This is a genomic window from Sphaerisporangium aureirubrum (assembly GCF_042658925.1).
Lineage (GTDB): Bacteria > Actinomycetota > Actinomycetes > Streptosporangiales > Streptosporangiaceae > Sphaerisporangium > Sphaerisporangium aureirubrum.
Map to the genome: position 1 here is coordinate 80,312 of NZ_JBHSRF010000008.1, position 18,592 is coordinate 98,903.

The following is an 18,592-nucleotide window of genomic DNA, read 5'->3' on the forward strand; positions in this document are numbered from 1 at the left end:
CGCTGATGGAGGCATTACTGGGCGAGCTCGGCCGCAGGATCGCCGACCGCTGGCTCGTCCAGCTCGTCCTGCCCGGCCTGCTGTGGCTGGCCGCCGCGGCCACCGCCCTGACCCTCGGGCACGCCCGCGCCCTGGACTTCGACCGGCTGGTACGGCACGCCGACCTCGCCGCGCGGGCCGTCCCCGCCCGGCCCGCCCCGATCACCCTGACGATCGCCGCCGCCCTGGCCCTGGCCGCCCTGGCGGGCCTCGCCGCCCAGCTGATCGCCCGCGCCCTCCAGGCCGTCTGGGCCGGCCAGTGGAAACCCCCCGCCGGCTCCCTGGCCGGGCGCCTCACCTCCCGCCGCACGAAGAAGGCCCGCGACCGCGGGCCCGTCCCGGACCGCTACCTCCCGGCCCGCCCCACCTGGATCGGCGACCGCCTCCGCCTGGCGGGTGAACGCGTCAACGCCCAGTACGGCCTGCACCTCCCCATCATCTGGACGGCTCTCTGGCAGCTCCTCGACGACCCGGCCCGCACCCCCGTCCAGGACGCGCGCGACCGCTTCGACCAGTCCCTCCGCCTCGCCGCCTGGGGTGTCCTCCACATCGCCCTGGCCGTGCTGTGGTGGCCCGCCCTCCTCATCGGCGCCGTCACCCTGACCACCGCATGGCGCCGGGGCCGCGCCACCGCCGCCACCTTGGCCGACGTCGTCGAGGCCACCGTCGACACCCACCACCGCGCCCTGGCCGACTCCCTGGGCATCCAGTTACCACACGGAAGACTGACCGCCGCGGAAAGCGCATTGATCAACGACCAGCTCTACAAAGGCCATTCTCGCCCTTGAGTAATAGATCATGGCCGGACGTTTTACCGGTGCCGTCGTTTCTCGTATTACCTCATAAAGCGCGACGTAGGATATCAGTTCGCCAGTTCAGGGCCCGAGGCCCGGGAACCGGCTCGGGGAAACGTACGTCGGCCGGTGGGAGAGTGGCGGAGGTCGCGCGGCGTGGAGCCTAGGGCGTGGGAGCGATTACAGGACGGGGACCCTGAGCGGCTCGGGGATTATCGGCTGGTCGGGCGGCTCGGCGAGGGCGGGATGGGGATCGTCTACGTCGCGGAGGACACGCTCGGGCGGCGGGTCGCGGTGAAGGTGATGCGAGGGCAGTACGCGCGGTCGCCGGACTTCCTGGCCAGGTTCAAGGGGGAAGTGGCGGCGGCGCGCCGGGTGCGGTCGTTCTGCACGGCGCCGGTGCTCGGCTGGCGGGTGGACGAGGGGCAGGTCTACCTGGTCACCGAGTACGTGGAGGGGCCCGATCTGCGGCGCGCGGTCGATGAGCGGGGACCGTTCTCGGGATCCAACCTGGAGGCGCTCGCGGTGGGGACGGCCACCGCGCTGAGCGCAATCCACCAGGCGGGGCTGGTGCACCGGGACTTCAAACCGGACAACGTGCTGCTGTCCCCGGTGGCGCCCCGGGTCATCGACTTCGGGCTGGCGCGGCCACTCGACCTGTCCACCCATCTCACCACCCCGGGGAACCTGGTCGGCACGCCGCGGTACATGGCGCCGGAGGTGCTGACACCCGAGCAGGTGACGGCGGCGTACGACGTGTTCGCCTGGGGCGGGGTCATGGTGTTCGCGGCGACCGGGCGCCCGCCGTTCGACGGCGACTCCCTGCTGGAGCTCCTGCATCGCATCACGCACGACCAGCCCGTGCTGGACGGCCTGCCCAAGGAACTCGCGAAGGTCGTGGCCGCCGCGCTGGCCAAGGACCCCGCCGAGCGGCCCGCCGCCTGGGACGTGCTCACCACGCTCGTCGGCGCGGGCGCCGGCCCCGAGCGCACCGCCGAGATCGTCCGGATGGACCTGGACCGGCCACGGCTCGTCGTCTGCGGCCCCGAGGCGTGCGCGGGGTACGCCGAGCGGCTGACCGGCCTGCTGCGGGAACGCGGCCTGCCCGTCGTCTCGGCCTACGACGCGCCGGGCGCCGTCGACCGCCTGGACGGTGCGCCCGCCCTCGTCCTGCTGATGTCGCCGGACGAGTCCGAGGTGGTCTCGCGCGCCCTGAGCGAGGCCCGGCGGCTCGGCGTGCGGGTCTTCCGTGTCCTGCTCGGCGGCATCGGGCCCGGCCGCGCCCGGTTCTACGACGCCAGGGACGGCTCATTGCCCGGCGAGGCCGAGATCGCGTGGCTGCGGCGGCTGAACGAGGCGCCGGTGCGCCCCGCGAAGGCCCCCGAGGCCCCCGGCGACGGCCTGGAGCGGCTGCGCCGGCTCGTCGCGGCGGGGGACCTGGTGGGCGCCGACACGCTGACCACGTCGCTCCTGCTGGACGCCGCCGAGCGGGCCGAGGAGGGCTGGCTGTCGGACTCGGACGCGGCGCGGCTGACGACGGAGCTCCTCCGGGACGTCGAGACCGCCTGGGCGGAGGGCACGGACGACTTTCACGGTTTCGGTGTCCAGCTCGACCGGTATTGGGGCCACCAGCGCGCCGGGTCGAGGGAGGATTTCCGGGAACTGGCACGGACGCTGGGCTGGGACAAGAAGCTGAGCGCCAAAGTCGGGACATATTCCCAATGGGCCACCCGGGCGGATTATCTTACGGGTTTCTTTCCGACACTCCGCAACCCGTCACGCGAGTTGCAAAATGGGTGGTACGACCGGTGGACGCTGACGGTCATGGCCGTTCATCACCAGCTCCGGAGACGTCTATGAAATCATCCAACGGCCTGGGGCTGATCTTCGGGCTCGGCGGTCTCGTTCTGCTCACCGCGATATCGATCTTCCTGGGGTGGCTGGGCATGCCCGGGTGGCTGATCCTGCTCCTGGTCGTCGGCGCCCTCGTGGGACTCCTGGTGCTCGCGTGGCGGCAGTACCACCGCTGGATGGTTCACGTCCCGGTGGACCACATCTGCGTCGTCCACCGGGTGATCGGGCGCCGGCACACCGGGGACGTCTACGGGGTGAGCCTCTACGGCTCGCCCGGCCCCCAGGCGACGGTGCTCGGCCCGAACGCGGTCGCGTGGCTCCCCCCGTTGATCTACTCGGTCGAGTTCATCCCCCAGGTCCACATCCCGATCGACTCGATCGGCGTGGTCAGCGCCAAGGTGGGCGGCCTGCTGCCGAGTGGCCGGGTGTTCGGCCGCCACGTCGAGTGCGACTACTTCCAGAAGGGCCATTCCTTTCTCGCCGGGGGCGGTGAGCAGGGTCCCCAGCTGGCGGTGCTCCGCGGCGGAAGCCGCTACAGCATCAATCCCTACATGTTCGACGTGGCCGTGGTGCCGGTCACCTACATCCGGCCCGGCACCATCGGCGTGGTCGTCGCGCGGGCCGGACAGAACCTCCCGCACGGCCAGCCTTTCGGCCGTCACGTCGAGTGCGACTACTTCCAGGACGCCCCCGCCTTCCTGGGCAACGGCGGGCAGCAGGGTCCCCAGCTCGCGGTGCTCCAGGGCGGCAACCGTTACAACATCAACCCCGAGCTGTTCGACGTGATCACGCAGGACAACGTGGAGGAGAGCAGGTCCGGCCTCACCAAGGACGACCTGAAGCTGATCTCGTTGCTGGACGGCAACACCGGGGTCGTCGTGGTCCGCGAGGGCGCGCCGTCCCCCGAGGGGGACGACCTGGCGCCCCGCATCCCGGGGCACAACCGGTTCCAGCTCCCGTGGGTGTTCCTCATGAACGGCGGCCAGCAGGGCACCCAGACCGAGACCCTGCCCGGCGGCGCCGACTACGCCATCAACCCCTGGTTCGCCCGCGTGGTGCGCATCCCGACCAGGGAGCTGATCCTGGAGTGGGCCGACAAGGACGGCCCCGACGACCGGTACGACTCGGCGCTGCAGCCGATCCCGGTGACCATCGAGGGCCACACCCTGCGGGTCCACCTCACCCAGAGCCTGCGCATCCCCGCGGAGGCGGCGCCGCGCCTGGTCAGGCAGTTCGGCGAGCAGGAGACCGCGGACGCCGACCAGTTCGGCTTCGTGGCACGGCCCGCGCCGGTCAAGCGGTTCGTGGAGCGGATCCTCGGCTCGGTGGTGCTCGGGTACTTCTCCGCCGTCGCCGCCCAGTACCGCATCACCACCTTCGTGGACAGCCAGCAGCGGGTGCAGGCGGATCTGCATGACAGCATCCGCCGCAAGCTGGAGGAGTGGCAGGTCATCGCCACCAACACCACCCTCGTGCAGATCGCCTTCGAGGACTCGAAGTTCAACGAGATGCGCCAGACCCGGGTCGCCGTCCGCGAGGAGTACCCGCTGCTGGAGCAGCAGGAGCGCAACGACGAGGTCCGTCACCGCAGGTCGCTACGGGACCTGGAGGTCGAGCGGGTCCGCCGCGAGGTGGAGGTCGGCACCGAGGTGCAGGTGATGATCCGCCTGCTCGGCCGCGAACAGGTCGTCAAGGAGCGCTTCATCGGCCTGCTCACCAAGATGGGCGTGCCCTCGGTGATCGCCACCGGCGGCGACGCGAGCTCCATCGCGCAGTACATCACCCCGACCGCGCTGGTCGACGCGATCAACCGCGCGATGAGCGAAACCCGCGACGAACCTGGCTCCGGCACGTCGATCGCCCCCCCGCCCGCGCACCCCGACGGCACCCAGGCCGAGGTCACGGCCAGGCCCGACGACCGCCGCTAGCCGACCGGCTCCACATCGCCGCCGGGGGTGACCTTCCACCTGGTGGCGTCGGCGTCGAAGACCCACGACCGGGGGCGTTCGCGTTCGCGCCCCCAGACGCACTGCGCGTACAGCTTCACGGCCTCCTCCGGCTGTCCCGTCCGGGATGTCCAGTACGCCAGCCACGCGCGGGCGGTCGTCGTGTCGTGGTGCCCGGCGCCGCGACTCTCCTGGAGCCGTTTGAACAGCACCTGCGACAGCCCCAGGGATTCGGCGGTCTCTCCGGCCTCGCCCGCCCATCGGGCCAACTGCGCCAGCGCGGCCAGGTTGCCCGGCTCGTCGGGTCCGAGGTCCACCCGCAGGGACAGGAAGTCGCGGGCGAGGTCGCAGGCGCCGCTCGGCGAGCCCGCCTCCCCGGTCCACCGGATGAGCTGCACCGCGACCGCGATCGTCTCCGGGCCGTACACGTCCGGCGTGCGGGGCTGCAGTACCAGGAGTTCCAGGCACAGATCGCGTGCCAGGGCCGGATCCCCCGCCTCGCCGGTCCAGTACGCCAGCCGCGCCCGCACGGCCGGCGCCCCGGGAGTGCCGTTCCCGCCCTCGGCCAAGAGCCGCCGGTAGTGGTCCCTGGCGCCGGCGGCGTCGCCCGCCTCGCCGGTCCACCGGGCGAGGTCGATCCGCGCGGCGAGGGTCTCCGGCCGCCGGGCCCCACCGGTTCGTTCCTGTACGGTCACCAGCTCGGCGAACATGTCCCGGGCCCGGCGCGCGTCTCCGGCCTCCCCCGTCCAGTGCGCCAGCCGGGCCCGCACGGCGAGGGTCTCGGGGTCGTCGCGCCCGGCGTCCCGTTCCCGGATCCAGGCGAGCACGGTGTACAGGTCGCGCGCGCCCGCCGCGTCCCCGATCTCGCCCCTCCAGTGCGCGAGGTTGGCGCGGGTGACCAGCGTCTCGGGGTCCTCGTGGCCCGAGACCCGCTCGCGGACCGGCAGCAGCTCCTCGTACATGTCGCAGGCGTCCGCCGCCCGCCCGCACCGCCCGGTCCAGTACGCGAGGTTGGCGCGCGTGGTGAGCGTGTCGGGATGTTCCTCCCCGAGGACCACCTCCCGCACGGGCAGCAGCTCCGCGTACAGCTCACGCGCCCGCTCCGGATCGCCCGCCTCCCCCGTCCACCTGGCGTGGTTGGCCCGCACGGTCAGCGTCTCGGGATGCTCCTCGCCGAGAACCCGCCCGCACGAGGGCAGCAGCGTGGCGTACAACTCCCGCGCCTCGGTGGTGTCCCCCGCCCGCCCCGTCCAGTACGCGAGGTTGGCCCGCGTGGTCAGCGTCTCCGGATGCTCCCCCCCGAGCGTCCTCTCGCTCACCTCCAGCAGCACCGCGTACTGCTCCCGCGCCCCCGCCACGTCCCCCGTCTCCCCACTCCAGTGCGCCAGCCAGGCCCGGTTCCGCATGGTGACCGCGTCCTCGGCATCCTCCCGCGCCGCCGCGACGGGAACCGCGTCCTCGGGCAGCAGCGGCGGCGCGACGGGAACCGCGTCCTCGGGCAGCGGCGGCGCGACGGGAACCGCGTCCTCGGGCAGCGGCGGCGCGACGGGAACCGCGTCCTCGGGCAGCGGCGGCGCGACGGGAACCGCGTCCTCGGCCAGTGGCGGCGCGAAAGGAACCGCGTCCTCGGCCCGCGGCGGCGCGACGGGAACCGCGTCCCCGGTCTCGGCCCACGGCGGCGCGGCGACCCGCGGCAACGCGGCGGGGACCGTGTCCTCGGTGACCGGTGCGGCGAGGGGAGACACCGCGGCCGGTGGCACCTCCTCTGTGAAGGGGCCAGGAGGTTCATCGGTGAGACCCCCCGGAGGTTCGTGGGCGGGGAGGCCCTGGAGTTCGCGGACGATGCGGCGCAGTTCGCGGGCGAAATCCCGGTCGATCCCCGCGACGGCCTCCATCGCCTCCCGGGCCCGCCGCATGGTCTCCAGGCCGGCCGCCCCCTCGGCGGCCTCCTGTTCCAGCCGGGCGAACGCCGGGCTCCCACCCATCACTCCCGTCACCAGAGCACGCAGCCGCCCCACCACCGGATCGCCCCGGGCGGCCTGTGACCCCCACACCAGATAGGCCAGCGCGTGCCCGGCGATCTCCTCGAACTCGCTCACCATCTCGATTTAGCGCACCCCGGCCGTAAGCGCCACCGGAACAGCCATCGAAGTTCAGCAATATGGTGATATTTCATGATTTCACAAAGACAAATTCCTGCCGATATCGTGCACCATATATAGGCCGCACGATAGATCCGGAATATGCTGCCCAGCGTGCGGTACGCCGACGATTTCCTGGGCGCAATCCAGGACCTGCTCGGGAGCTTCGGGCTCGACGTCAGCCTGGTCGTGCTGCGAAGGATCTTCTGGATCCTCGCCGGCGTCCTGCTGCTGTACGGGGCCGCCAAACTGATCCATTCGTTCCTGTCGGCCGCCGGAAGCGTCTTCGGTTTCGCCAGGCGGCGCGTCCAGGAGAGATTCTGGCGCGAGACCGACAAGATGGCGCCGCTCATCAGCCTCCTGCTCCTGGTGATCGCCTACGCCTTCTACGGCCGGGAACAGACGCGCACGCTCCCGGAGGCCCTCCTCGACCTCGGGAAGGAGCAGCTGGCGTCGGTGCTGCCGCTGGCGATCGTGACGCAGTGGGTGCTGCTGTGCGCGTTCTGGCTGGTGTTCGGGCTGCTCCTCGGCGTGACTCGTGAGCGGCTGATGTACCCGCTGTCGTCGATGCTCTTCCTGGCGGTGCTGACGGGATACATGATCCTGTTCACCACGGCGCTGATGGGCGTGTTCGCGGACGGCGTCCAGGTGGCCGAGGCGGGTGTGTTCGCGCTGGCCGTGCCGTTGATGTACCTCGGCAACGTCCTGGACGGACCGGAACGACGGGCGAGGCACGCCCGGATGCGCGAGGAGATGCGTGCGGAGGCGGGGCTCCCCGAGGTGCGGCGGGGGGCGGCGCACCGGCTGATATGGGGGAGCGCCGACAGGCCGGGGTCGCGCTGGCTGCCGCCGCCGGGGCCGATGCTGGGCGGGGTGCTCGCCGTGTTCGTGATGTTCGCGCTCCTGACGGGGGTGATCTACGCGCTCAAGGCGTTCGGCGAGCCACGTCCGCCGACGGTCGCGGAGGTCGTGCACGCCGAGCTGGTCGTGACGTCGTTGCTCTTCCTGCTGTCGTGCTTCTACTTCCGCACCGTCACACTCATGGAGCTGGACCCGCCGCCCGCCCTGTTCCACTTCGTGGACCTGAGCCTCGCGTTGTCCGCCTGCGCCGTGGCGGTGGCGGGGCTGCCGGACTCGGCGGTGACGCTCGGTCCGGTGCCGCCGTGGGTGGTCGCGATGGGGCCGTCGCTGGTGGTGGCCGCGCTGATCCTCGGCATCCACCTGCGGGAGCAGCGGGCGGGGACGCCGCGCTGGGGGATCTGCCTGGCGGTGAGCGTGGCGGCGGCGGTGCTGGTGTGGCCCGCCAAGATCGTGCTCACCGAGGTGCTGCCGCCGCTCATCGGCCTGTTGCCGCTGCCGGGGTGGTTACCGGTCGACGCCGGGTGGTGACCGGCGCACGGGGCATTGTCGGCTGCCGTAGGGTGACGCCATCATTCGTGTGCTCGGTGTGCGCGGATGGTACGAACGGGGACGAGGAGTGGCGGATGAGCGGCACGGGTGAGCTGGCGATTCCCGAGGTGGTCGACAGTCCGGCGGGGCAGGTGCCGCCGGGCAGCCGGCTCGGGCGGTGGCTGCTGGAGCACCGGGTGCAGCCGGTGGGGCCGGAGGCGGACGAGAGTCACGCCAAGCCGCAGGCCTGGTGGAAGATCATGTGCCTGACCGGGGTGGACTACTTCTCCACGCTGGCCTACCTCCCCGCCATCGCGGCGCTCGCCGCGGGGGCGCTGTCGCCGCTGGCCACGCTGCTCATCGTGGCGCTCACCCTGCTCGGCATGCTGCCGATGTACCGGCGGGTGGCCAAGGAGAGCCCGCACGGGCAGGGCTCGGTGGCGATGCTGGAGGACCTGCTGCCGTTCTGGTGGGGCAAGCTGTTCGTCCTGGTCCTGCTGGGCTTCGTCGTCACCTCGTGGATCATCACGATCACGCTGTCCGCCGCGGACGCCTCGGTGCACGTCCTGGAGAACCCCTACGTCCCAGGCTTCTTGGAGGGCCACGCGGTCGTGCTGACGATCGTGCTGCTGCTGATCCTCGGCGGGGTGTTCCTGCTCGGCTTCAGCGAGGCGGTCGGCGTCGCGATCCCGCTGGTGGGCCTGTTCCTCGTGCTGAACGCCGTGGTCGTCGTGGTGGGCCTCGGCGACGTGCTGACCAACCCGGACGTCCTGTCAGGCTGGACCGACGCGCTCACCCACAGCGGGGGCGGCCTCGGCGGCGTGCTCGGGCCCGCGGTGCTGGCGTTCCCGCTGCTGGTGCTCGGCCTGTCCGGCTTCGAGACCGGCGTCAGCATGATGCCGCTGGTCGCGGCCGAAGGCAAGGACGCCGAGGAGCGCAAGGCCTCGCGGATCCGCAACACCCGCAAGCTGCTGACCGTCGCCGCGCTCGTCATGAGCGTTTATCTGATCGCGACCAGCTTCGTCACCACCCTGCTGATCCCCGCCGAGCAGTTCCAGCCCGGCGGCGAGGCCAACGGCCGCGCGCTGGCGTACCTGGCGCACGAGCGCCTCGGCGAGGTGTTCGGCACCGCGTACGACGTCAGCACCATCCTCATCCTGTGGTTCGCGGGCGCCTCGGCGATGGCGGGCCTGATCAACATCGTGCCGCGGTACCTGCCCTCGTACGGCATGGCGCCCGAGTGGGGCCGCGCCGTGCGGCCGGTGGTGCTGGTCTACACGCTCATCTGCGTCGTCATCACGATTACCTTCGGCGCCGACGTCAACGCTCAGGCCGGCGCGTACGCCACCGGCATCCTCGCGATGATGGTGTCCGGCGCGGTCGCGGTGACCATCTCCGCCCTGCGCCGCGGACGGCGCGCCGCCACCGTGGGCTTCGGCGTCCTCACCCTGGTCCTGGTGTACGCGCTGGTGGAGAACATCCGGGAGAAGCCGGACGGCATCGCGATCTCCGCGATGTTCATCCTCGGCATCGTGGTGGTCTCCCTGATCTCCCGGGTGTCGCGCACCACCGAGCTGCGCGCCGACCGCATCGAGTTCGACGACGCGGCCCGCCGGTTCGTCACCGACTCCCTGGCCCACGACGGCGCGCTGAACATCATCGCCAACCGCCGGCAGGCCGGTGACGTGGCCGAGTACGCCGCCAAGGAGACCGAGCAGCGCAGCATGAACCCGGTGCCCCACCCGGCCGACGTGCTGTTCCTTGAGATCGACGTGGTTGACCCCTCGGAGTTCAGCGACGTGCTGCGCGTGCGCGGCGTCGAGATCGGCGGCTACCGCGTGCTGCGCGCGCAGAGCCCCGCCGCCCCCAACGCCCTCGCGGCGATCCTGCTGGCGCTGCGCGACGCGACGGGTGTCCGGCCGCACTGCTACTTCGAGTGGTCGGAAGGCGATCCGCTCACCCATCTGTTCCGCTACCTCATCCTCGGCCGCGGCGACACTCCTCCGGTCGTCCGCGAGATCATCCGGCAGAGCGAGCCCGACCCGTCCCGCCGCCCGGGCATCCATGTGGGCGGCTGACGGTTCTCCCCGCCACCGGCGTGTTCCTCACTGTACGAGGGGACTCCGTCGGTAAGTCGTCAATAAACGGCTGACGGGCGTATGGAAGCCGTCAAGGCCCGTCAAAACCCCCAAATACCGCGATTTCCTGGACTTGGGCCGCCCCGCTGGGCGGCCTGAGGCATGTTGTCCGGAATCTGAGGAGTGGGGATGGCCGACGTCATCTTCGTTGTCCTGACGATCGCGATATTCGTGATCTTCGGGTATGTCGTCAAGGCGGTGGAGCGGCTGTGAGCGCCGTCAACGCCATCGGCCTGGCCGGTGCCGTCCTGCTCGTGATCTTCATGGTCGCGGCCCTGCTGTTCCCGGAGCGTTTCTAGATGAGTACGACCACCGCCGGGATCATCTTCGTCGCGTCCCTCGTCGTGGTGCTGGCGCTGCTGCACAAGCCGCTCGGCGACTACATGTACCGGGTGTACACCGGCGTGCGGCACCTCGCCGTGGAGCGCGTGATCTACCGCCTGCTCGGCGTGCACCCCGAGGCCGAGCAGCGGTGGGGCGTCTACGCCCGCAGCCTGCTCGCCTTCTCCATCGTCTCCATCGGGTTCGTCTACCTGATGCAGCGCGTGCAGGACAAGCTGTTCCTCAGCCTTGGATTCCCCGCCGTGCCCGACCACATCGCGTGGAACACGGCGATCAGCTTCGTGACCAACACGAACTGGCAGGCGTACTCCGGCGAGAGCACCATGGGCCACCTGACGCAGATGGCCGCGCTCGCCGTGCAGAACTTCGTGTCCGCGGCGGTCGGCATGGCCGTCGCGATCGCCCTGGTCCGCGGCTTCGCCCGCAGGCGCAGCGACACCATCGGCAACTTCTGGGTGGACCTGGTGCGCGGCACCATCCGCATCCTGCTGCCCATGGCCTTCGTCGGCGCGCTGATCCTGGTCGCCGGCGGCCTGGTGCAGAACTTCACCGGCCCGCACGACGTGACCACCCTCACCGGCGGCGTGCAGCACATGACCGGCGGCCCGGTGGCGAGCCAGGAGGTCATCAAGGAGCTCGGCACCAACGGCGGCGGCTTCTACAACACCAACTCCGCCCACCCGTTCGAGAACGCGACAAGCTGGACCGACTGGTTCGAGATCTTCCTGATCCTGGTCATCCCGTTCAGCCTGCCCCGCACGTTCGGCAAGATGGTCGGCCAGGTCCGCCAGGGCTACGCCATCCTCGCCGTGATGGGGATCATCGCGCTGGCCGGCGTCGTGCTGACCAACGTCTTCGAGCTGAGTGGCGACGCCACCGTCCCCCAGGCGATCGGCGCGGCGATGGAGGGCAAGGACGTCAGGTTCGGCGTCTCCAACTCCGCGACGTTCGCCGCGGCCACCACGCTGACCTCCACCGGGGCCGTCAACTCGTTCCACGACTCGTTCACCCCGCTCGGCGGCATGATGACGCTGTTCAACATGATGCTCGGCGAGGTCGCGCCCGGCGGTGTCGGCGCCGGCCTGTACGGCATGCTGGTGCTCGCCGTGATCACGGTCTTCGTGGCGGGCCTGATGGTCGGCCGCACGCCCGAGTACCTCGGCAAGAGGATCGGCGCGCGGGAGATCAAGCTGGCCTCGATGTACTTCCTGGTCACCCCGGTCCTGGTGCTGACCGGCACCGCGGTCGCGATGGCCAACCAGGCGGGGCTGGCGGCCATGCTGAACGGCGGGCCGCACGGCTTCTCCGAGATCCTCTACGCCTTCACCAGCGCCTCCAACAACAACGGCTCGGCGTTCGGCGGCGTGACGGTCAACACGCCGTTCTACGACGTGGCGCTCGGCCTGTGCATGGTGCTCGGCCGGTTCCTGCCGATCATCTTCGTGCTCGCGCTGGCGGGCTCGCTGGCCAAGCAGTCCCCCGTGCCGGAGTCGGCGGGCACGCTGCCGACCCACCGGCCGCAGTTCGTCGGCCTGGTCGTCGGCGTGACGATCGTGCTGGTCGCCCTCACCTTCCTCCCCGCCCTGGCGCTCGGACCGCTCGCAGAAGGAATCCACTGATGTCCACCCCAGTCCTCGCGCCGGACCGTACCCCCGAGGCGCCCAAGAACGGCAGGGTCGGCGGCGGCCTGCTCGATCCCAGGCAGTTGGTCACGTCGCTGCCGGACGCGTTCCGCAAGCTGAACCCCTTCACGCTGTGGCGCAACCCCGTCATGCTGATCGTCGAGGCCGGCGCGCTCGCCACCACCGTCCTCGCGGCCACCGGCGAGGCCTCGTTCTTCGCCTGGGCCATCGCCCTGTGGCTGTGGCTCACCGTGCTCTTCGCCAACCTCGCCGAGGCGGTGGCCGAGGGCCGCGGCAAGGCCCAGGCCGCCACGCTGCGCGCCGCCAAGCGCGACACCAGCGCCCGCCGGCTGACCGGCTGGCGGCCGGGCGCGCAGGTGTCCGGCTGGGACACCGTCGGCGCGCCCGAGCTGCGGCAGGGCGACTTCGTCGTCGTGGAGGCCGGGGAGATCATCCCCGGTGACGGCGACGTCGTGGAGGGCATCGCCAGCGTCGACGAGTCGGCCATCACCGGCGAGTCGGCCCCGGTGATCCGCGAGTCCGGCGGCGACCGGTCCGCGGTGACCGGCGGCACGAAGGTGCTCTCGGACCGCATCGTCGTCCAGATCACCCAGAAGCCCGGCGAGAGCTTCATCGACCGCATGATCGCCCTGGTCGAGGGTGCCGACCGGCAGAAGACGCCGAACGAGATCGCGCTGAACATCCTGCTCGCCGCGCTGACGATCATCTTCCTGGTCGCCACCGTGACCATGCAGCCGATGGCCATATACGCCAAGAACGTCAACCCCGGCGTGCCGGACTCGCTCGCGCTGAACGCCGACGGCGTGAGCGGCGTCGTGCTGATCTCGCTGCTGGTCTGCCTCATCCCGACCACCATCGGCGCCCTGCTGTCGGCCATCGGCATCGCCGGCATGGACCGCCTGGTCCAGCGCAACGTGCTCGCCATGTCCGGCCGCGCCGTCGAGGCGGCGGGCGACGTCGGCACCCTGCTGCTGGACAAGACCGGCACCATCACCCTCGGCAACCGGCAGGCGTCGGAGTTCCTGCCGGTCGCGGGCGTGTCCCCCGCGGACCTCGCCGCGGCGGCCCAGCTGTCCAGCCTCGCCGACGAGACCCCCGAGGGCCGGTCGGTCGTGGTGTACGCCAAGCAGGCGTACGGCCTGCGCGAGCGCGGCCCCGGCGAGCTGGCGCACGCCCACTGGGTGGCGTTCACCGCGCAGACCCGGATGAGCGGCGTCGACCTCGACGGCCGCCAGGTCCGCAAGGGCGCGGCGACCGCTGTCATGAAGTGGGTGCGCGACAACGGCGGGCACCCCACCGACGACGTCGGCCACCTGGTGGACGGCATCTCCTCAAGCGGCGGCACGCCCCTGGTGGTGGGGGAGAACGCAGGCGGGCGGGCCCGCGTGCTCGGCGTCATCCACCTCAAGGACGTCGTCAAGCAGGGCATGCGCGAGCGGTTCGACGAGATGCGCCGCATGGGCATCAGGACCGTCATGATCACCGGTGACAACCCGCTGACCGCCAAGGCCATCGCGGACGAGGCCGGCGTGGACGACTTCCTGGCCGAGGCCACCCCCGAGGACAAGCTCGCGCTGATCAGGAAGGAGCAGGAGGGCGGCCGCCTGGTCGCCATGACCGGTGACGGCACCAACGACGCGCCCGCGCTCGCCCAGGCGGACGTCGGCGTGGCGATGAACACCGGCACGTCGGCCGCCAAGGAGGCCGGCAACATGGTCGACCTCGACTCCAACCCCACCAAGCTCATCGAGATCGTGGAGATCGGCAAGCAGCTCCTCATCACCCGGGGCGCGCTGACCACGTTCTCCATCGCCAACGACATCGCCAAGTACTTCGCGATCATTCCCGCGATGTTCGCCGCGGTGTACCCGGGGCTCGACGCGCTGAACGTCATGCGCCTGTCCAGCCCGCAGTCGGCGATCCTGTCGGCGGTGATCTTCAACGCGATCGTCATCGTCGCGCTGATCCCCCTGGCCCTGCGCGGCGTCCGCTACCGCCCGTCGGCGGCGTCCAAGCTGCTGTCGCGCAACCTCTACATCTACGGCCTCGGCGGCGTCGTCACCCCCTTCGTCGGCATCAAACTCATCGATCTGCTCATCCAGTTCCTCCCGGGGATGTCGTAATGGAACGTCTACCTGGCTGGCTCCGCCAGCACCTCGCCGCGGTCCGCGCGGTGGTCGTCCTGACCCTGATCCTCGGCGCGGTCTACCCGCTGGCGGTGACCGGGATCGCCCAGGCCCTGTTCAACGGCCAGGCCAACGGCTCGATGATCGAGCGCGGCGGCAAGCCCGTCGGCAGCGCGATCATCGGCCAGAACTTCACCGACGCCGACGGCAACGCGGTCGGCAAGTACTTCCAGAGCCGCCCGTCGGCCGCCGGCGACGGTTACGACATGCTCTCCACCGCGGCGAGCAACCTCGGCCCGGAGGACGTCCTGGACGTCCTGCCGGTCCCCGGGGCCAAGGACGACGAGGGCAACCCCGACGAGGGGAGGCAGAGCCTCCTGACCCAGGTCTGCGCCCGCTCCAAGGAGATCGGCGAGCGTGAGGGCGTGTCCGGCGCCCGGCCGTTCTGCACGCCGGGCGGCGTGGGCGCGGTGCTGAAGGTCTTCCCGGCCGTCGGCCTGCCCGCCCGCGCGGTCAGCGTCAACGAGGCCTGCCCCGCCACGCCGTTCGTCACCGAATACCAGGGGATTAAAGTGGAGTGCGGCAAGCCCGGCGAGGACTACTCCGCGGGCCGCACCGTCCCGGTGCGCGGCGGCGTCACCCACATCAGGGTGCCCGCCGACGCGGTCACCGCCAGCGGCTCCGGCCTCGACCCGCACATCTCGGTGGCCTACGCCGAGCTGCAGGCGCCCCGGGTGGCCAAGGCGCGGGGCATCGGCGAGGACAGGGTGCGCACCCTGATCGCCGAGCACACCGACGGGCGCGGCCTCGGCTTCATGGGCGAGCCGGCGGTCGACGTCCTGGAACTCAACCTGGCCCTCGACCAGGGATAGACGGACAGCCGATACAGGCGATGGGGGCGGGAAGCGGATGAGCACAGCGCGCGGGCGGCTCCGGGTGTACCTCGGCGCCGCCCCCGGCGTCGGCAAGACCTACGCCATGCTCTGCGAGGGCCGCCGCGCGCGGGAACGCGGCCGGGACGTGGTGGTGGGCCTCATCGAGACCCACGGCCGCGCCCGCACCGCCGCCCTGCTGGCGGACATGGAGGTCGTCCCCCGCAAGACCGTGCTCTACCGGGGCACGAGCTTCACCGAGCTGGACGTCGAGGCGGTCCTGGCCCGCCGCCCGCGGGCCGTCCTCATCGACGAGCTGGCTCACACCAACGTGCCGGGCTCGGCGAACGTCAAGCGCTGGGAGGACATCGAGGACATCCTCGACGCCGGCATCGACGTCATCTCGACCGTCAACATCCAGCACCTGGAGTCCGTCAACGACGTCGTGCGCGAGATCACCGGCGTGCCGCAGCGCGAGACCGTCCCCGACGAGGTGGTGCGCCGCGCCGACCAGGTCGAGCTGGTCGACATGTCCCCCGACGCGCTGCGCCGCCGGATGGCGCACGGGAACGTCTACCCGCCGGAGAAGATCGACGCGGCGCTGTCCAACTACTTCCGGGTCGGCAACCTCACCGCGCTGCGGGAGCTGGCGCTGCTGTGGGTCGCCGGGAAGGTCGACGACCAGCTGGACCGCTACCGCGCCGCGCACGGCATCGCCGGGACCTGGGAGACGCGTGAGCGGGTCGTGGTGGCCCTGACCGGCGGCCCCGAGGGCGACACCCTGGTCCGGCGGGCCGCCCGCATCGCCGACCGCAGCAAGGGCGCCGACCTGCTGGCCGTGCACGTGACCAGGGCCGACGGCCTCACCGGCACCGACCCGGCCGACCTGTCCCGCCAGCGGGCGCTGGTGGAGAGCATGGGCGGCAGCTACCACCAGGTGGTCGGCGACGACGTGCCCCGCGCGCTGCTGGAGTTCGCCCGCGGCGTCAACGCCACCCAGCTCGTGCTCGGCGCGTCCCGCCGGGGACGGCTGGCGCAGATCTTCACCCGCGGCGTCGGGACGGAGGCCACCGCGCAGTCCGGCAGCATCGACGTCCACATGATCACGCACGCGGAGGCCGCGCGCGGGCGCCGCCGCACGGCGTGGTCGCGCGCCGCGCTGACCCGCAAGAGGCGGCTGACCGGGTGGGGGATGGCGCTGCTCGGCATGCCCGTGCTGGCCGCCGTGCTGGTCCCGTTCCGCGACCTCGTGTCCCTGCCGAGCGAGATCCTGCTGTTCCTCAGCATGGTGGTGGGTGTGGCACTGGTCGGCGGCATGTGGCCGGCGATCACGGCGGCGGTCGGCGGATCCCTGCTGCTCAACTACTTCTTCACGCCGCCCATCGGGAACTTCACCATCTCCCAGCCGGAGAACCTGCTGGCGCTCGCCGTGTTCGTCGTGGTCGCCGCCGCGGTGGCCGCCGTCGTGGACCTCGCGGCCCGCCGCACCCGGGAGGCGGCGCGGGCCGGCGCCGACGCCGAGGTGCTGTCCACCCTGGCCGGGCACGTGCTGCGCGGCGACGCGGCGCTGCCGTCCCTGCTGGCCCGGCTGCGCGAGATCTACGGCCTGACCTCGGTCACCCTGCTGGAACGCACGAACAAGCCCAGCCCGGACGACCGGGTCGATTCCGCGGCGTGGCGCATCGTGGCCAGCGCCGGGGGCGTGCCCTGCACCAGCCCGTCGTCCGCCGACACCGATGTGGTCATCGACGAGGAACTGATGCTGGCCGTGTGCGGTCGGCTGCTCGACGCCTCCGACCGGCGGGTGCTGGAGGCGTTCGCCGCCGAGGCTGCCGTCGCGCTGCGCCAGGAACGGCTGAGCGAGCAGGCCGAGCAGGCCAAGCCGCTCGCCGAGGCCGACCGCATGCGCACCGCCCTGCTCGCCGCGGTCAGCCACGACCTGCGCACCCCGCTGGCGTCCGCGAAGGCCGCCGTGGACAGCCTGCGCGCCACCGACGTCGAGTGGAGCGACACCGACCGCCGCGAGCTGCTCGCCACCGCCGACGAGTCCCTGGTCAAGCTGATCCGCCTGGTGGAGAACCTGCTGGACATGAGCCGCCTCCAGGCGGGCGTGCTCGGCCTCACGCTGCGGCCGGTGCCGCTGGAGGAGGTCGTGCCGCGGTCCATCGACGACCTCGGGCCGCTCAGCGGCATGATCGAGGGGGACATCTCTCCCGAGCTGCCCGAGATCGTGGCCGACCCCGCGCTGCTGGAACGCATCCTGGTCAACCTGATGTCCAACGCCGTCCGGTACAGCCCGCCGGGCCAGCGGGTGCTGGTCACCGCCAGCCGCCTGGCCGACCACATCGAGATCCGGATCGTCGACCGCGGTCCCGGCATCCCGCCGGACGCCTACGAACGCGTCTTCCTGCCGTTCCAGCGGCTCGGCGACCGTGACAACGAGACCGGCGTCGGTCTCGGCCTCGCCCTCTCGCGTGGCCTCGCCGACGCCATGGGAGGCACGCTCCTCCCGGACGAGACCCCAGGGGGAGGCCTCACGATGATCCTCACCATGCCCATCTCCTCGCGCGCCGGCGCCGTGCCCGTCGAGGAACCGGCATGACCCGCGTCCTGGTCGTCGACGACGAACCGCAGATCCTGCGGGCGCTGCGCATCAACCTGGTGGCCCGCCATTACGAGGTCGCGGTGGCGCCGGACGGCGGCTCGGCGCTCCGGGAGGCCGCCGAGTTCCGTCCCGACCTGGTCCTGCTGGACCTCGGCCTGCCCGACATCGACGGCGTGGACGTGATCCACGGGCTGCGCGGCTGGACCACGGTGCCGATCCTCGTGCTGTCCGGCCGGGCCGGCAACGACGACAAGGTGGAGGCGCTGGACGCGGGCGCCGACGATTACGTCACCAAGCCGTTCGACATCGAGGAGCTGCTCGCCCGGGTCCGGGCCGTCACCCGCCGTTCCGGGCCGCACGAGCCGGAGCACGCCCGCGTCCGCATCGGCGACCACGAGGTGGACCTGGCGGCTCAGACGGTCTCCGGGGATCTGCGCCTGACGCCCACCGAGTGGCACATCCTCCGGATCCTCCTGCGCGACCCCGGCAAGCTCATCACCCAGCGGCTGCTGCTGACCGAGGTGTGGGGCGCGCAGTACGTCAAGGAGACCCACTACCTGCGCCAGTACATGGCCCAGCTGCGCCGCAAACTGGAACGCGACCCCGCCCGCCCGGAACACCTGATCACCGAGCCGGGCATGGGGTACCGCTTCACTCCGTAGAAACGCCGCCGCGCCCGCCGGATCACACGGCGGGCGCGGAC

The 18,592-nt window shown here is 71.5% G+C and carries 12 protein-coding genes; 11 read left to right on the forward strand and 1 reads right to left on the reverse strand.

The window, feature by feature from the left end; genetic code table 11:
- Window positions 1–5: 5 nt before the first annotated feature.
- From ACFP1K_RS08700 to ACFP1K_RS08710, 3 genes are all read left to right on the forward strand, one after another.
- A complete protein-coding gene (locus tag ACFP1K_RS08700; RefSeq protein WP_380748843.1) occupies window positions 6–827 on the forward strand; it encodes a hypothetical protein in 822 nt (273 codons plus the stop codon).
- 162 nt (window positions 828–989) lie between these two features.
- Window positions 990–2,693: a serine/threonine-protein kinase gene (locus ACFP1K_RS08705; protein WP_380748846.1), complete on the forward strand. Its 1,704-nt coding sequence runs from the start codon at window positions 990–992 to the stop codon at window positions 2,691–2,693.
- Window positions 2,690–4,615, forward strand: a complete 1,926-nt coding sequence (locus ACFP1K_RS08710; protein ID WP_380748850.1) for an SPFH domain-containing protein — start codon at window positions 2,690–2,692, stop codon at window positions 4,613–4,615. The genes ACFP1K_RS08705 and ACFP1K_RS08710 overlap by 4 nt, the downstream gene beginning before the upstream one ends.
- Here ACFP1K_RS08710 and ACFP1K_RS08715 read toward each other — a convergent pair.
- Window positions 4,612–6,735 (reverse strand): tetratricopeptide repeat protein, encoded by a 2,124-nt coding sequence (locus ACFP1K_RS08715; protein WP_380748852.1) that lies wholly within the window; start codon window positions 6,733–6,735, stop codon window positions 4,612–4,614. The two genes, ACFP1K_RS08710 and ACFP1K_RS08715, sit on opposite strands and share 4 nt — an antisense overlap.
- Window positions 6,736–6,888: 153 nt before the next feature.
- Here ACFP1K_RS08715 and ACFP1K_RS08720 point away from each other — a divergent pair, with 153 nt between their 5' ends.
- The 8 genes from ACFP1K_RS08720 (at window position 6,889) to ACFP1K_RS08755 (ending at window position 18,551) form a co-directional block, all read left to right on the forward strand.
- Window positions 6,889–8,163: a hypothetical protein gene (locus ACFP1K_RS08720; protein ID WP_380748854.1), complete on the forward strand. Its 1,275-nt coding sequence runs from the start codon at window positions 6,889–6,891 to the stop codon at window positions 8,161–8,163.
- A 95-nt stretch (window positions 8,164–8,258) separates the two neighbouring features.
- Window positions 8,259–10,241, forward strand: a complete 1,983-nt coding sequence (locus ACFP1K_RS08725) for an amino acid transporter (RefSeq protein WP_380748856.1) — start codon at window positions 8,259–8,261, stop codon at window positions 10,239–10,241.
- A 269-nt stretch (window positions 10,242–10,510) separates the two neighbouring features.
- Window positions 10,511–10,600, forward strand: coding sequence for a potassium-transporting ATPase subunit F (locus ACFP1K_RS08730; protein WP_380748858.1), 90 nt, complete (start codon window positions 10,511–10,513; stop codon window positions 10,598–10,600).
- Entirely contained in the window at window positions 10,601–12,262 is a 1,662-nt protein-coding gene (gene kdpA, locus ACFP1K_RS08735) for a potassium-transporting ATPase subunit KdpA (protein WP_380748860.1), read from the forward strand.
- Window positions 12,262–14,409, forward strand: coding sequence for a potassium-transporting ATPase subunit KdpB (gene kdpB / locus ACFP1K_RS08740; protein ID WP_380748862.1), 2,148 nt, complete (start codon window positions 12,262–12,264; stop codon window positions 14,407–14,409). The genes kdpA and kdpB overlap by 1 nt, the downstream gene beginning before the upstream one ends.
- Window positions 14,409–15,284: a potassium-transporting ATPase subunit C gene (locus ACFP1K_RS08745; protein WP_380748864.1), complete on the forward strand. Its 876-nt coding sequence runs from the start codon at window positions 14,409–14,411 to the stop codon at window positions 15,282–15,284. The genes kdpB and ACFP1K_RS08745 overlap by 1 nt, the downstream gene beginning before the upstream one ends.
- Before the next feature lie 37 nt (window positions 15,285–15,321).
- Window positions 15,322–17,886 carry a DUF4118 domain-containing protein gene (locus ACFP1K_RS08750; RefSeq protein ID WP_380748866.1) on the forward strand — a complete coding sequence of 855 codons (2,565 nt, stop codon included), beginning with the start codon at window positions 15,322–15,324 and terminating at the stop codon, window positions 17,884–17,886.
- Window positions 17,883–18,551, forward strand: coding sequence for a response regulator (locus ACFP1K_RS08755; RefSeq protein WP_380748868.1), 669 nt, complete (start codon window positions 17,883–17,885; stop codon window positions 18,549–18,551). Before ACFP1K_RS08750 ends, ACFP1K_RS08755 begins: the two co-directional genes overlap by 4 nt.
- The last annotated feature ends 41 nt before the right edge of the window (window positions 18,552–18,592 follow it).